17 protein-coding genes are annotated in these 15,768 nt (G+C 35.1%); 6 read left to right on the top strand and 11 right to left on the bottom strand.

What is annotated here, in order from left to right:
- Positions 1–23: 23 nt before the first annotated feature.
- The 5 genes from ACQKP0_RS11035 to ACQKP0_RS11015 all read right to left on the bottom strand — a co-directional run bounded on the left by ACQKP0_RS11035 (position 24) and on the right by ACQKP0_RS11015 (position 4,773).
- Positions 24–1,034, bottom strand: coding sequence for an ABC transporter ATP-binding protein (locus tag ACQKP0_RS11035; RefSeq protein WP_427405896.1), 1,011 nt, complete (start codon positions 1,032–1,034; stop codon positions 24–26).
- A 5-nt stretch (positions 1,035–1,039) separates the two neighbouring features.
- Positions 1,040–1,993, bottom strand: coding sequence for an ABC transporter permease (locus tag ACQKP0_RS11030; RefSeq protein ID WP_427405895.1), 954 nt, complete (start codon positions 1,991–1,993; stop codon positions 1,040–1,042).
- Positions 1,994–1,999: 6 nt separating this feature from the next.
- Positions 2,000–2,926: an ABC transporter permease gene (locus ACQKP0_RS11025; protein WP_427405894.1), complete on the bottom strand. Its 927-nt coding sequence runs from the start codon at positions 2,924–2,926 to the stop codon at positions 2,000–2,002.
- Positions 2,927–3,180: 254 nt separating this feature from the next.
- Positions 3,181–4,116, bottom strand: a complete 936-nt coding sequence (locus tag ACQKP0_RS11020) for a dipeptidase (protein ID WP_427405893.1) — start codon at positions 4,114–4,116, stop codon at positions 3,181–3,183.
- Positions 4,117–4,125: 9 nt separating this feature from the next.
- Entirely contained in the window at positions 4,126–4,773 is a 648-nt protein-coding gene (locus ACQKP0_RS11015) for a gamma-glutamyl-gamma-aminobutyrate hydrolase family protein (RefSeq protein WP_427405892.1), read from the bottom strand.
- Between the two features lie 221 nt (positions 4,774–4,994).
- On the opposite strand from ACQKP0_RS11015, the gene ACQKP0_RS11010 reads away from it, so the two are divergent.
- The 4 genes from ACQKP0_RS11010 (at position 4,995) to maa (ending at position 9,881) form a co-directional block, all read left to right on the top strand.
- Complete coding sequence (locus ACQKP0_RS11010) at positions 4,995–7,049, top strand: CocE/NonD family hydrolase (RefSeq protein ID WP_427405891.1); 2,055 nt, start codon at positions 4,995–4,997, stop codon at positions 7,047–7,049.
- A 364-nt stretch (positions 7,050–7,413) separates the two neighbouring features.
- Positions 7,414–8,364, top strand: coding sequence for a magnesium/cobalt transporter CorA (gene corA / locus ACQKP0_RS11005; RefSeq protein ID WP_427405890.1), 951 nt, complete (start codon positions 7,414–7,416; stop codon positions 8,362–8,364).
- Between the two features lie 305 nt (positions 8,365–8,669).
- Complete coding sequence (locus tag ACQKP0_RS11000; protein ID WP_427405889.1) at positions 8,670–9,293, top strand: LysE family translocator; 624 nt, start codon at positions 8,670–8,672, stop codon at positions 9,291–9,293.
- Between the two features lie 18 nt (positions 9,294–9,311).
- Complete coding sequence (gene maa, locus ACQKP0_RS10995) at positions 9,312–9,881, top strand: maltose O-acetyltransferase (RefSeq protein WP_427405888.1); 570 nt, start codon at positions 9,312–9,314, stop codon at positions 9,879–9,881.
- A 72-nt stretch (positions 9,882–9,953) separates the two neighbouring features.
- Here maa and ACQKP0_RS10990 read toward each other — a convergent pair whose 3' ends face one another.
- The 3 genes from ACQKP0_RS10990 to ACQKP0_RS10980 are packed head-to-tail and all read right to left on the bottom strand — an operon-like array spanning position 9,954 to position 11,554.
- A complete protein-coding gene (locus tag ACQKP0_RS10990; RefSeq protein ID WP_427405887.1) occupies positions 9,954–10,352 on the bottom strand; it encodes a VOC family protein in 399 nt (132 codons plus the stop codon).
- Between the two features lie 13 nt (positions 10,353–10,365).
- The gene (locus ACQKP0_RS10985; protein ID WP_427405886.1) at positions 10,366–10,722 is read right to left on the bottom strand and encodes a VOC family protein; all 357 of its coding nucleotides are present in this window, start codon (positions 10,720–10,722) and stop codon (positions 10,366–10,368) included.
- A 58-nt stretch (positions 10,723–10,780) separates the two neighbouring features.
- On the bottom strand, positions 10,781–11,554 hold the full coding sequence (locus ACQKP0_RS10980; RefSeq protein WP_427405885.1) for a helix-turn-helix domain-containing protein: 774 nt from the start codon (positions 11,552–11,554) through the stop codon (positions 10,781–10,783).
- Positions 11,555–11,688: 134 nt separating this feature from the next.
- Here ACQKP0_RS10980 and ACQKP0_RS10975 point away from each other — a divergent pair, with 134 nt between their 5' ends.
- Together ACQKP0_RS10975 and ACQKP0_RS10970 are read left to right on the top strand one after the other, a co-directional pair.
- Positions 11,689–12,183, top strand: a complete 495-nt coding sequence (locus ACQKP0_RS10975) for an N-acetyltransferase family protein (protein WP_427405884.1) — start codon at positions 11,689–11,691, stop codon at positions 12,181–12,183.
- Between the two features lie 33 nt (positions 12,184–12,216).
- Complete coding sequence (locus tag ACQKP0_RS10970; protein WP_427405883.1) at positions 12,217–12,681, top strand: GNAT family N-acetyltransferase; 465 nt, start codon at positions 12,217–12,219, stop codon at positions 12,679–12,681.
- Positions 12,682–12,789: 108 nt separating this feature from the next.
- Here the strand turns inward: ACQKP0_RS10970 and ACQKP0_RS10965 are convergent, their stop codons facing one another.
- From ACQKP0_RS10965 to ACQKP0_RS10955, 3 genes are all read right to left on the bottom strand, one after another.
- Positions 12,790–13,497, bottom strand: coding sequence for an ABC transporter permease (locus ACQKP0_RS10965; RefSeq protein ID WP_427405882.1), 708 nt, complete (start codon positions 13,495–13,497; stop codon positions 12,790–12,792).
- Entirely contained in the window at positions 13,494–14,342 is an 849-nt protein-coding gene (locus ACQKP0_RS10960) for an ABC transporter ATP-binding protein (RefSeq protein WP_427405881.1), read from the bottom strand. Before ACQKP0_RS10960 ends, ACQKP0_RS10965 begins: the two co-directional genes overlap by 4 nt.
- A gap of 167 nt (positions 14,343–14,509) precedes the next feature.
- Complete coding sequence (locus ACQKP0_RS10955; protein WP_427405880.1) at positions 14,510–15,592, bottom strand: LytTR family transcriptional regulator DNA-binding domain-containing protein; 1,083 nt, start codon at positions 15,590–15,592, stop codon at positions 14,510–14,512.
- Positions 15,593–15,768 lie beyond the last annotated feature (176 nt).

Here is a 15,768-nt window from a genome sequence, read left to right as displayed (position 1 = left end):
CATTCCTTATAAATTTATTTCATCTATGAGCCTTGACCCATAGCCGAAAACTGAACAGATCTTGCTCTTTCGTCTTGCAACCAGCAACATACATGATGATTCGCTGAAAAGCTATAAGTATTAGGATATACCTTTTCACACACCTCCATCGCAAACGAACACCTTGCAGTAAAAGGACACCCTACAGGTGGTGCAAACAGGTCTGGCGGTGATCCTGGGATAGGTACTAAATTCTCTTCTTCCAAATCAAGCCTTGGCACAGAACTTAACAAACCTTTTGTATATGGATGCTTTGGCTTATAGAAAATTTCTTTTCTTATCCCTGTTTCAACAATTTTCCCAGCATACATGACAGCAATTCTATCTGCTACTTGAGCTACAACCCCAAGGTCATGGGTTATTAAGATAATAGAAACACCGGTTTTTTTCTGAATTTCTTTAAATAATTCAAATATTTGAGCCTGAATCGTTACATCTAATGCGGTTGTTGGTTCATCAGCAATAATAATCTCTGGATCACAAATAAGTGCCATTGCAATTACAATTCTCTGCCTCATCCCACCGCTAAATTGGTGTGGATACTGTTTTAATCGTTCTTCCGGATTGGATATTCCAACAAGATTGAGTATATTTATGACTCTTTTTTTCGCTTCTGTTTTTGTAACTTCTTTATGTTGTTTTATCGCTTCGATCAATTGATCACCTACTGTTAAAGTAGGGTTCAAAGCGGTCATTGGATCTTGAAAAATCATAGAGATTTCCGATCCTCGAATCGATCGTATTTCCTTTTCAGTGATTTTTGTTAAATCCTTCCCCTTAAAAAGAATCGAGCCGTCTGTTATTTTTCCTGATGTTTTTGGTATAAGGCGAATAATACTTTGTGATGTGACACTTTTGCCACATCCAGATTCACCAACAATAGCCAATGTCTCACCTTTTTTTAGTTCTAAATGAACCCCTCTTACCGCTTTCACAATCCCTCCATAGGTTGTGAAAGAAACGTGAAGATTCTGAATTTCTAAGACGTTTTCCATCGATATTACCTCCTTAACTTCGGATCAAGGGCATCCTGTAAGCCATCACCTAGAACATTAAAAGCAAACATAGTTAGTGATATAAAAAATGCAGGAAAGAATAATGTCCACCAGTATCCAGATGTTATCGCCGGCAATCCATCATTAGCCATTACTCCCCAGCTTGCAAATGGAGGAGCTATCCCTAAGCCAATAAAGCTTAGAAAGGCCTCTGCGAAAATCGCACTTGGTACAGTTAAAGTCATTTGGACGATGATCGTTCCCATAGTATTTGGTAATAGACTTTTTCGAATAATTCTTGACGTTTTTGTTCCAAATGTTTTTGATGCTAAAACATATTCATAATTTTTTATTTGCAATACCTGCCCACGGACAATTCGGGCCATTCCGACCCATCCTGTTACCGTTAAGGCAACAATGATGGTTTTCAATCCGGGTCCCATAACAACCATTAATAGAATAACAACAAGTAAGTATGGCAGACCGTACAACACTTCCACTATCCGCATCATGAGGTTATCAATTTTACCACCTTTGTAACCGGCAATACCGCCATAAATAACTCCTATTAAAAAATCAATAAGGGCAGCCATAATACCTACAAATAGGGAAATTCTAGCACCATCCCAAGTTCTCGCAAAAATATCGCGACCTAAATTGTCTGTCCCAAACCAATGTGAAGATGAAGGTGGAAGGTTTTGATTCTTAAAGTTTAGTCTTGTGTCACTCTGCGATGAGAGAATAGGCCCAAATATTGCCATAAGAATAAGGATCACTAATATAATTAAGCCAAGCATGGCAAGCTTGTTTTTAAATAGCCTTATCCAAACATCTTTCCAATAAGAAATACTTGGACGCACAACAGCTTCTGCTATCCCTTTTTCCTTATTCAATGGAACGAACCATTCATTAGGTACGTCTGAATTAAATTGATGCTCCTCCTGTTTTAAAGCGTCCACGTGAGTTCACTCCTTTTTATGTAGCTTAATTCGCGGATCTAGCACCCCATAAGCTAAGTCAACGACAAATAACATAATGATAAGAAATACGCTGTAAAACACAGTGGTCCCCATAATAACTGGATAGTCACGAGAATTGATGCTGTCTACAAAGTATTTACCCATTCCTGGAATGGCAAATATTTTTTCAATAACAAAGCTTCCTGTTAGAATGCCTGCAGTTAAGGTACCTAAAATTGTGACGACTGGCATTAATGCATTCCTCAATGCATGCTTAATTATAATTTTTACCGGGGATAGCCCTTTAGCCCTTGCCATTTTAATATAATCCTGAGTTAATACTTCTAACATATTCGATCGTGTTAAGCGGGCAATGATCGCCATAGGACCAGTAGCAAGAGCAGCGGTAGGGAGAATCATATGTTTTGTGCTTGCCCATGTAGCGGCAGGTAATAGGTGCCAGTTAACTGCGAATTGCTGGATTAATAATGTTGCCATTACAAAGTTAGGGATTGATATTCCTAGTACTGCGATGGTCATTGCTATGTAATCAATTACACCATTATGTTTTAAGGCTGCTAATACACCTAAAGTAATCCCGGATGCAATGGCAATAATTAAAGCGGTAATTCCTAACTCAAAAGATACTGGAAACCCTCGTCCCAGCATATCATTTACTGTTTGTGACGGCTTCTTAATTGAAGGTCCAAAATCAAATTGTGCAATAGATTTTAAGTAAGTAAAATATTGTTCATATAGTGGTTTATCCAAATGATAATGTGCTTCTAAATTCTTGCGAACGCTTTCACTTGTATTACGTTCCTGGTTGAAAGGGGAGCCAGGAATGGAATGCATTAAAAAAAAGGTTAATGTCGTAATGACCCAAATAGTAACTAACATGGCCATGAATCTTTTAAATATGTATTTCCCCATTTTCATCACACTCTCTTTTTCGTAATAATGCCGTATCATCAATCATATGACTGATGATTTAACATTCCTCCTTTGTAAAAATCATCCTCTGAAATAAAAAGTTGATATATTTAGATTATATTAATTAGTCTAAATTTTCAATACTATATATTGGAAACTATATCAAAATTATTTTTTCGGAGTTTTATAAATATCAAAAATAAAAATATGGCAATCAGATGATAACCGATTGCCATAAATAGAAGAATATTCTCTTACACTCTATAATTAGGACGGGCTTGTAGGAAATTTTGATAAGCAAAACCCCTTACCTGATCCTCTGAATAGTATTTTAATAGTTCATTCACCAAATTTTGATACATAGATGAATCTTCTAGTTTCAACACTTTCTTTGAAATACCATCGAAATCAGAGCCAAATCCGATTTGATCCACACCGCCTAATGCACAAAAATGGTCAATATGTTTAATTAGATCGGAGATGGAAGCTTTGCCACTTTCCTTAATAAATGGTGGGTTAAATACGACATGAATTAAACCGCCTTTGTCAAACATAGCTCTTGCTTGTTGATTTGTTAGATTCCTTACATGATTACATAATTCTTTTGCATTAGAATGGCTTGCAATAGGATAGTCAGCTATATCCATCACATCCCAAAATGCCTTTTCACATAAATGGGAAACATCGGTTAGAATTTGATGTCGATTATTAAATTGAACAATTTCTTTACCAAATGTAGTTAAACCTGCTCCACGAGGTTCGCCAGCTCCATCTGCAGCTAGATTGGCATTATTCCAAGTTAATCCTACAGAAAGAACGCCTAATTCATGTAAAATACTCAATTTTTGCAAATCATTTCCGATGGCATCAACACCCTCCAGTGTTAACATCGCACCTATTTCATTTTCCTTTAAATGATCAAAATCATTCCAGCTCGTAATCTGCTTCATTTCATGATTTTTTCCAAGTACTTCATTTTTAAAATAATATATTTGGTCTAATGCTGCTTGAAATTTCTGATCAGATTTAATTTCAGGTTCGATAAAGATAGCAAAGCACTGAACTTTAACATCACCTTTTTGAAGGCGTGTTTTATTCGTATCTAGATCTGATGAGTCAGCAAAGCTAATTTTGCCCTTCCCATCCGCTAATTTCATTAATGCATCACAATGTAGATCAATAATTTCCATTTTTTCACCTCATAAACTAGATTGTATGAAACGTTGAAAGATTTTTTGAGAGATATGGTCCCCGTGCACAGCCAATGGTTCAGGATGCCATTGTACTCCTAGTACAAATCTGTGTACAGAACTCTCAACCGCTTCAATTACTCCATCCGATGAACGTGCAACCACCTTTAGTGGCTCCACAACATTCCTTACAGCTTGATGATGAAAGGAATTTACTTTAAAATCTGTACATCCTGTTATTTCAGATAGCATGCTATTTTTTTCAACATACACGTAGTGTGATGGGTGGTACCTAACAGCATTCTGTGAATGCTGGATTAATGGCGATTCTATCTGGCTATAAATATCCTGAAACATATTACCGCCGACAGCTATATTCAGTATTTGTATACCTCGACAAATTGCTAAGATCGGCTTATTTAATTGAAGCATTTTTTGTATTATTTTAATTTCATAATTATCTCTTCCAGGTGAAATTGATCCTAGTTTTGGGTGGGGTTCTTCACCAAATAATGTTGGATCAATATCACCGCCTCCAGACAAAATCAGTCCATCAATTCTATTAGTAATTTCTTCGATATCTTCTTCCATTCCCATAGGTAATATGACAGGTATTCCCCCTGCTTGAATGACAGCTTGCATATAGTCATTAGCCAATGTATGTTTCCAATCAAAGTCAACATTGGGCGTTATTCCAATAATCGATTTCAGATTGACCTCCCCCTCATGGTATCACTTTCCAATTCTATAGATATTTTTATTATATCGTAAATTTCACCATTTAATATTAGGAATGTTATTAATATTTTATTTTTTAAAGGAGTAGTATAGGGGAATCGAGAAAATATATTTAATTGCATAAAAAAGGAGGAAGAAGATTGGAATTTTTATATTATTGCTCAGGTATTTTACATGCAAAAATAATAATTGGGGATAGAACAGAAATTCAATATGTAAATAAAAACATCGATTCATGTGTTTTTTCATTGGATCGAATAAATAACATTCTTCATGAAGGGAAAAATTTTAAATGGACAGAACAGAAAAGCGTCCAATTGAAATCAGGTGAGCATTTTCAAAGATATCAAAAGGTTTCAGACTCTACTTGGATTTATGTCATGTCCAACGGAAAACAACCGATCGACCTAGTTGTTGATCAAGACCGTATCGTTGCTTTTCTTTATCATGAAGGAGTAGAAAGTGCGGTTATGGTCGAACAAGGTTTTGAGCATCTAACTCCTATCGGCATATGGAAGGATGATCTCCTTTCTCCGGCAGAATATGATGTCAATCATTTAGGTAAAATTGATGTGATGATGCGGGATGGTGTGAAATTAGCTACAGAGGTTTGGCTGCCTAAGGATTTACCCCAAAATAAACGTATCCCCGCCGTATTAATACGAACACCATATGGAAGAATGAAATACGGGCTTAATAAGCTCCGTTTTGTCCAAAGAGGGTTTGCTGTTATCTCTCAGGACGTGAGAGGGCGTGAGGATTCTGAGGGTGAGTGGCTGCCAATGTATCATGAAATCAATGATGGGGATGATACATTAAATTGGATTGCCACTCAAGGTTGGTCTGATGGAAATGTTGGGATGATTGGTTCTTCCTACAGTGGATTTGTGCAATGGGCTGCCGCTGCTAGCGGGAACCCTCACTTAAAAGCAATTATTAGTATTGTTACAGCTGGAAGTCCGTTTGGGGATATTCCTCGACAAAAAGGGATATATTCTTCAGGTTTAATGGCATGGATTTTTATGATGGCTAAACAACGAACTAACCGGGATGCAATGAATCGTGATGATTGGGATGAGGTTTTAAATGTACGTCCGATAAAGGATATCCCCCAAAAAGCCCTGGGTAGCGAGATTCCATTTTGGGATGAGTGGATGGAGCATCCTGATTATGATGAATTTTGGGCTTCATTTGATTGGACTCGATTCGGTCAGAAGATTAATGTGCCGGCATTGTATATTTCTGGTTGGTATGATGATGATGGAAACGGTACTACGGAAGCATGGGAATTAAACCAACAGCACAGACGCGCGAACCAACGATTAATCCTCGGGCCTTGGTATCACAACTCAAATGCTACGAGAGAAATACACAATGTCCAATTCGGATTAAATGCAATTCGCTATGATCTTGATTTATTATGTCAGCGTTGGTATGACCGTTTTTTAAAAGGGATTGAAAATGGCGTTGAAAAAGAATCCACAGTTGAATTCTATACTGTTGGTGCAAATGAGTGGAAGAAAGCAGACTGTTGGCCTCCTGAAAATGCATCATTTACTAACCTTTATTTGCATAGTAATGGGAATGCCCAAACAAGTTTAGGGGATGGTGTGCTAGAAAATAAACCTTCTCTTATCGAAACGAGTGATCATTATGTTTTCGATCCCAAAAACCCTGCTCCATACTTAATTGATGTTTCAGAAAATGAGTGCAGTGTTCCAGAAAACTACCGTGATGTTGAAATGCGAAATGATGTATTAGTCTATACTTCTCAGCCATTAGAAGAAGACTTAGAAATTGCTGGTGATATACTTGCTGTAATTTATGCGGCAAGTTCTGCTAAGGATACCGATTGGCTCGTCCGCCTGACCGATGTGAACGAAGCTGGAGATTCTATTCGATTATCTGATGGAATCATTCGGGCAAGATATAGAAATTCGTACGAAAAACCAAAGTTACTTGAACCGGATCGCATCGAAAGTTACGAAATCAAAATGTCTAAAATTGCTCATTTATTTAAAAAAGGACATCGTATTCGAGTTGCAATAACTTCAGGTGCAAAAAATGCTATATTTCCGAATCATAATACTGGAAATGATCCTGCTGCAGATACTGATTTTGCAGTTGCACAACAAACAGTTTACCATTCAAGGGAATATCCTAGCCATGTAAGGTTGCCAGTTGTAAAGAAGTGATATTACAAGAAAAGCGTAAGCGCCGCAGCTCTAGCGTACGGATTTCGTAGTCTTCGACTGAGATAAAGGAAACACGGCGAGGGACGAGTCGATGTTGACTTATCGTAGGGAGAAGACGGAGAAATACGCTAGCCGATAGGCGCTGGAGCTAGACACAGCAAACACTTTTCATGTCTAATGTCCATAGTAAATGTTATACTTTCTTACCTTTTTAAAAATTGGTGACAAGAAATTGTCACCTGTATTATTTTGTATGATACTATTTAGGAGTATAATGAATTTTAACAAAAATTCGGTTATACACAACTTAAAAGCATGGAATTATATTATGGGACCATGTTTACTATTTTATGAGGGATAAAAAATGATACATACTTTGGCAATAACTCTTGAAAATAAGCTTGTAAAAGATGTTCCTATTGATGAATTAATCTCTTCGAATTACCTTTGGTATTGGATTGATTTTGACCATCCAACCGATGAAGAAATTTTAAACCTCCGAAACCCTTTAAAATTTCATCCGTTAGCTATTGAGGATTGTATATACAAATTACAAAGACCAAAATTGGATTATTATGATGATCATACTTTTTTTGTCATCCATAGCCTTCATCCAAATGAATTATTAAAAGAAGAAATTAATATTTTTTTAGGTGAAAATTATATTGTTACTTTTCACCATCATGAATCAAAAGAAATCAATGATGTTTGGTCTCTTGTTGAAAATAACGATTTATCTGAGGAATGGGACTCCTATTTAATCTTATATCAAGTAATGGATAAAATTGTGGACAATTATTTTCCTATTATATATAAATTAGAAGATCGTCTTAATGAAATAGAGGATAATTCAAAAGCGGAATCGATGGAAGAATTATTAGAAAGTTTGTTTGATACAAGACATGATTTACTGTCTATGCGACAAACCATTACACCGATGAGTGATTTACTATATCGTATGTTAAATTCTCATCGTTTACATGGTATTCAAAGTAGATCCGCCTATTTTACAGACATACAAGACCATCTGTTGAAATTAGCAAGTATGATTGAGGCAAATCGAGAACTCACAGCGGATATCCGTGATAGTTATTTATCTTTAAATGCTCATCAAACCAATCGGGTAATGAAGGTACTGACAGTCATTACTACGATATTCATGCCATTAACAATGATTGCTGGTATATACGGCATGAATTTTGACATAATGCCAGAATTACATTGGAAATTCGGCTATTTCATTGTCCTCTTCATTATGTTCTTAATTGGTGCAGGTATGTCGATTTGGTTTATGAAAAAAGGCTGGTTTAAATAGGATAAATAGTTCAGTTACTGTGGTGAAGTAGTGAAATAGCATATTAATTAGTATCTGTGCTTTGAGGACACTAGTTCCGCTATTTGTGTCATAATGGGATCATTCCTTAAGTTTGCGGACAATGGTTCCGCTATTTTATAAAAAAACAGTGATTTCTCTGCCTTTTTTCGTAAATAACGTACTCAGTGTCCACTTAGCCCTTACATTAGTGACATTTAATAACAATAACGGATTCAATGTCCCCTTATGATAAATTCCATGTTAAAATATTCTGAATAGATTCTATGTGGAAAGGTGGAATTTAAATGTCAAACTTTTTTGTGTTTGCTTTTATGTCGATATGTTTGATTATCTTACCCGGTCCTGACACTGCAATTACCACCAGGAATACTTTATCACTTGGTCGATTAGGCGGTATCCAGACTTTATTGGGAACTTGCTGTGCATTATGTATCCATACTCTTGCAGTAATTTTAGGATTGTCAGCTATAATCGTTAAGTCTGCATTATTATTTTCCATCATTAAATATATAGGTGCCATATATTTAATTTATTTAGGTGTAAAAACTTTGCTATCATTAAGAAAAGATATTGACAGTGAAACTGATAAAGATCTTCCTACAAAAGGCCACCATTCCTGTTTTCGCCAAGGCTTCCTAACTAATCTTTTAAATCCTAAAGTTGCAGTATTTTTTCTAACCTTTTTACCACAATTTTTAAATCCTCACGCGAATTCGATGAGCCAATTTCTTACCATGGGAATCACTTATACAATCCTAACTGCTCTTTGGTTCGTGTTTTATATTTTATTAATTAATAGAATTAGTGTTTTTATGAAAAAACCTAAGACACAAAAATTCATTCAAGGGATTACTGGAGCGGTTCTTGTCGGATTCGCTATTAAACTAGCTTTTGAAAAACCTCAATAATTGAAAGGGGAGTTAATTTTGAGAACAGAAAAGGAAAAAATGATTTTAGGTGAATTATATGTTGCTTCAGATTCAGAACTTGTGGAGGATAGACTCGCTGCAAGAAAAATGACACGAGAGTTTAATCTTACACTTGAAACTGAATTAGAAAAACGAACAGCAATTTTAAAAGATTTATTTGGTACCATTGGAAACTCTATTTATATTGAACCTTCCTTTAAATGTGATTATGGCTATAATATTCATGTTGGTAACAACTTCTATGCCAACTTTGATTGCGTCTTTTTGGATGTTTGTCCAGTTCATATTGGAGATAATTGCATGCTTGCACCAGGTGTACATATTTATACCGCTACCCACCCTCTCGATCCTACAGAAAGAAACAGCGGACTTGAATACGGAAAACCAGTCACTATCGGCAACAATGTGTGGATCGGGGGTCGCTCTGTCATTAATCCAGGAGTAACAATTGGAAATAATGTTGTAGTTGCCTCTGGATCAGTTGTTACGAAGGATGTTCCAGATAATGTGGTAGTTGGCGGAAATCCAGCTAGACTGATTAAAGAGATTCATTCCGAAGATATGTGATTTGAATTTATTACATTTGTGGATACACTAGCTTCTTTTACAACGAAAATAAAGACCTTCAAAGGAAGGTCTTTATTTTCCAAAACTATTTAAGACTGTTTTAATACGTTCTTCTCTTTCGTCTTCACTCAAATATTCAAACAATCCAAGACGATTTCCCCAAGGGTCTGTAAAAGTGCCCCATTTAACCGGAACTTCTTTTCTTGAATAGATTTCAAAGCAATCAATTTTTAACTCTTTTATTAATCTATCACGTTCTGCTTCAATATTGGTAACACCTAAACGAATGGGTCCGCTTCCTTTTGTCGGGACACCTTCTGCTACTTGAAGCCAACATCCTGGAATTAGCTCCCATTCTGCAAACCCTTCATGTGGAATAAAATCGGGTTTTTTATTTAATAATGTTTCATACCATTTTTGTCCTTCTTCTTTGTTAGTAACACGCACTTGGACTGTCATTTCATAGATCACCAGAAACACCTACTTACTTTGAAAACTCAATTAACTCAAGTTGATTTCCTGTTGGATCCTCTATTATTGTATAGCGGCCCGGCGGACATGGTCGTGGTTCATCAAACACCATTTTTACACCTTTTGATTTAAGGTTTACAATATCACCATCTAAATTTTCGGATATTATTCCTGGCAAGACATATTGTTTTGGATTTGTATGTACTTCTTCTGCCGTTTCTAAAACAATAGTGAATGCCTCCTGTTTTAATGTAACAATATTTTCACCGTACCTCTTTGAAATTTCAAATCCTAGTACATTTGTATAAAAATCCACTGACTTTTCCATATTATGAACTTGAATGCTTAGTACTCCAACTTGATTTAGCATATTTATCTCCTCCCTTATTTATTTATACTATAAATTAAACTTGAAACAAAAAGTTCTCTTAGTTTGCTCTATTTTTTTCAAATAATAGTAATGGTAAATTAATAACAATAGGTGGATCGTATGGTAACGGTTCCCGTAATTGAATAGTGACATGCTCGTTTGTACTTTCTTTCATTTGTATTACCCTTTCATACTTCCCACGTAATAAACGATCGCTAGAAAAACATTTTAATGGATTTGAATTCCAAGGAATTCCAGCTATCAATAAATAATAATCACCTTTAGGAACATTCGAAAACGTACACATCTTTTTTTGATGATTAAAGGCAGTTCCAACTACTGGTCTTTGATCAGGTATTGGACGTGGAAACAAGCCTGCAAATATGATTCCTTTAAAACTGGAAGGTGTTTTAATATTAAATGAAATACTGGGTGTTTGATTTTTTTCTACAAAAGGACTAATCTCTTTCGTTTGATATTGAATAAAGTGTTGGTGTAAAGTATTCATCTTTTGCCGGAAATCTCTTGGTGATTGTCCGACAAACTGCTTAAATCGAGTACTAAAAGACCCTATGCTTTGAAATCCTATCGATAATAATATTTTTAATATAGATGAAGGTGAATGGCTTAAATGATCCTTTCCTGCTTCAATTCGTAAGGCTGAAAGATAATGTCTCGGTGAAATTCCTGTAACATCTTTAAAAATCCTTATAAAATGATAAGTACTATATCCAACACTAGATGCTAGTTGTTCTGATGTTAGATCTTCTGATAAATGATTTCGCATATATTTAATAGCTTCCTCAGTAATTCTTATATGCTCGCTGTTCATACACATCACCTGTTAGTTACTTTATTTACTAATTCTTTCTCCACGCGATCCCTAACCTCCTGCTTTCCACCATAAATTTCAATAAAGGGAAATAGTAAACATATGTCGAATTTTTTACTAAAGAGGTGATGGAAATGATCGAAACGATTTCTATTAGAAAGGCTATACATGAAGATATTCCTGATATTCAACAAGTTGCTAAAATTTCTTGGAATCAAACTTACGAAGGAATTATTCATGCTGACGTCCAGGAGGATTTTCTTAAAAATGCGTATTCTGAACAATCATTGGAATACAGACTGCAAAATACAATATTTCTTGTTGCAGAAGTGAACGAAAAAGTAGCTGGGTTCGCTAGTTTTTCAAACATCGATGTAGAAAATAAATCTGCAGTATTAGCAGCTATTTACCTTCTCCCGCAATTTCAAAAAGGCGGCGTCGGTTCAAAGTTATTACAACATGGAATAACACAATTAAATGGAATAGATCGACTTCTTGTCGAAGTAGAAAAAGATAATAAAATTGGGAAAGCTTTTTATGAATCTAAAGGTTTTAAAGTAGCAAAAGAATATACCGCAGAATTTTTTGGGCATTCATTACCTACGATCCTTATGGCGCTACCTTTGTAATCTATTACTATATTAAATTTAAGGAGAATTAGCATGAACACAAAAAATGTCATGATAAAGCTAGCTTCTTCTAATGATTGGGAGCAAGTTTGGAGCCTCCTTGAAAAAAGAGGGGCAACTGACAGTAAAGAGCAGGCTGAAATAAGATTTCATTCAGTTATTGAAAGCACAAATTATTTACTTCCAATTGCTCTAGTTGATGATAGGATTGCAGGTTACGGATGGGCACAGGATTATGGGTATCACTTAAGAGCTGGAACAAAGACAACAAGATTTCATGATTTATTTGTACTTTCGGAGTATAGAAATCAAGGTGTAGCTACAGCAATCTTCGAAACAATTAAATCATGGGCTAAAGAAAACGGCTCTAATTGGTTTACTTGGAATGCAAATCCTACCTCATCAAGCTTCTATACTAAGCTTGGATATACTCCTATTCCAGAAGAGGAAGAAGGCTTTCCGTTTTATGAAATTGAATTTAAACCAATGACTAGGTAAATAAAAAAGCATTTTCAGCAAGAAAGGGGGTTCTTCCCCTTTCTTGCTTTCCAAGGTTCATCAAAAAGAATTTCTATGTAATGTGTACCCTTTACAAAAATTCCAGCATTAATCAAATCGACGTTTCCCATAAATGATAACAGTGAGTACCAATGAAACAAGACACCAAATAATTAAGATAAGTAAGTGTTCACCAATACTGCCTATTCCCCCACCCTTACTTAACTCTAGCCAAGCTTTACTAAATTGTTCGCTAGGCAAGTAAGTTAAAATTGTTTGAATGGTTTTATTATCGATTAATGAGTTTACCATTGAACCCATCCCAAAAATCAGAATAACTGGCATTCCAATAATTGATGTTTCCATTACCGTTCTTGATAATAAACCAAGAATCGTTCCGATTGATACAAAAATAATTAAGTTTAATAGAATAAGCAATGAAAACATCGGTATCGATACAACTTTGAATTCGCTAAGAAAAATTGAACCAATAATGACTACAACTGTTACTGCTGATGTTAATGCACTCTTTCCAACCAAAATTTCCATCGTATTTGCAGGCGATAGTAATAAACCCCTTAACGTATTCTTTTCTTTTTCTTCCGCTACCATTGCAGCTTGTACGAAGCAGCCTGCAATCACTAAAGCTAAACTAATCGGCATGGAGTGAAAAAGATCATTATCGGTACCGACACGGCCGAGCCATGCAGCGAGAGCTAATGGAAGAGCCATTGTGAAAAGAATATACGAATTCTTTAATAAATCCTTCCAATCTTTAATAAAAATTGCCTGTACTCTTTTTAATGAAAATGTCATGATAATGCCCTCCCCGTTAATTGTACAAATATATCTCCAAGTGTTGGTTCATTTGAATGAATTGAAATTACTTCATTATTTTTCATATATTGATAAATCTTGTCCGCGCCTTCTTCATCTTTTTGAACGATAACCTCGCGATCTCCTTTTAATAAAAGCTTAATAGATGAATCGCTATATTTTAATCGTAGGTTTTGAGGTGTATCAAGCAATTTAATCTCCCCTTGATGTAAAAAGGCTACACGATCACAAAGATCCTCTGCTTCTTGCATATCATGTGTGGTTAAAAAGATCGTCGTGCCTTGTTGATTTAATTTTTTTAACCCATCATGAATATGCTTTGTATTCACTGGATCAAGAGCAGATGTAGGCTCATCTAAAAATAATAAATCAGGTTTATGTATGATTGCACGAGCTAATGTTACCCTTTGCTTCATTCCTTTAGACAGCTTTTGGACAACTGTGTTTTTGTCTTTTAATAGATTTACAGATTCAAGAACCTCGTCAATTTGCTTCTCATTGACATCATACAACTTGCAAAAGAATGCTAAATTATCATATATTGTAAGACGTTCATATAATCCGCTATTATCCGTCAAAATTCCAATTCTCTTCATATAGGAAGGATCCTTTAGTTTTTTTAAAGGATTACCAAAAACACTAACCTCACCAGCAGTATGATTTAATTGTGAAGTTAATATTTTAATTGTCGTCGTTTTCCCCGATCCACTTGGTCCTAAAAATCCGAACGTTTCACCTTTATTTATATTGAATGTTACATTTTTAAGTGCCATTTTGTTTCCAAATGACTTCACTAATTGTTTCACTTCAATGACATTTTCCATTTTTCTACTCCCTCTCACCATTCATTTACTTGCTTGACCTTAGTTTAGCAGCACAATAAGGAAAACGCAGTAATATCAAGGTGAAAAGAGTATAATTCATGGTGAATGGAGTATTTTTTTCGATGAATGGAGCGTAATTCATCCTAAAAAAGCCGATCGATTTTCTTTCAAATTCCGATGATTTCTTTTAGCTCATTTAATTTACCTTTAGACAAAGGAACCGAACTTTTCTTTGCATCGTCCAAAACTAAACTATAGCTATTTCTTGTCCAAGTAATGACTTCCCTTACCTTTTGCAGATTTACAATATAGGAACGATGACAACGGAAAAAGCCAAATGGATAAAGCCGATCAAAAAGCTGGTTTAATGGATAAGTACATGGAAATATCTCACCCTTCACATGTAAATTTGATACCCCATCATTACTTTCGATGTAATCAATCTCAGTAGGATCCAACAAGATGATTTTGTCATTCACTTTAGCAGGAATTTTTTCAAACCGAAATGGTGTAGAACTCATTGGAATTTCTTCATTTGCAACGTCTTCCTCGTCTTGAGAAACGGAGACCTCCTCCACACTAAGAAGATTCATTTCTTCTTCGTTTTGACTCACTGTTTCATCGACTACATCTAGCTTTTTTATTCCATCTGAATTTAGTATGTACACTTCATTCGTCATCATTATTGCATTCTCTAGATTACTCGTTGTAATGAGTACAGCTTTTCCCTGATCAGTAAAATCTGAAATCAAATTTTGGATAATATAATGGCTTTCAATATCCACGTTTTGAATCGGTTCCTCAATAATTAACAGATCTGGATTATGAATTATTGCACGCCCAATTTGCAGTCGTTTTTTTTCAGAGAATGATAATTTGTCAATTCTTCCCCTCTTGTTTAACCCTATTCTATTTAGCAACTGATTCACATCAGTATCCGCCTCATAAAGCCTTTTATAAAAAGTTAAATACTCAAAGGGTGTTAAGCGATCATATACCCCTTCATTAAGTAATACAATTCCTACCTTTTTACATAAACTTTTATAAGAATCGTATTTTTCTTTTAAAAATAAAATTTCACCGCCCGAAGGGGATGATTCTCCTATTAATATTTGAATAAGGTGAGCACTTACCTCAACATTACATTGAATGGCTACTGCTTCACCATTATGAATGGATAAATCGATTTGAGGAAATATAGTGGTATTTCCAATTCGTTTTTCTAGTTGTCTAATACTTAATACACACACTTGAAACTCTCCCATCAATATTTGAAAATATATTTATTTCTCGAGTCTAACTAATATGAATTTTTGAAATAGAATTTATTTATTATTTTACCATAACTAATATTAAAATAGGATAACCTGTTATTTTTCTTAAAATAATACAAATACACCTAAATATTACAAATTTCAATAGCATA

Origin of the sequence: Heyndrickxia sp. NPDC080065, from assembly GCF_050281185.1 — a bacterium.
Classification (GTDB): Bacteria; Bacillota; Bacilli; order Bacillales; family Bacillaceae_C; genus Heyndrickxia.
The sequence above is the reverse complement of the archived record's forward strand: the minus strand, read 5'-3'. Positions and strand labels throughout refer to the sequence as shown.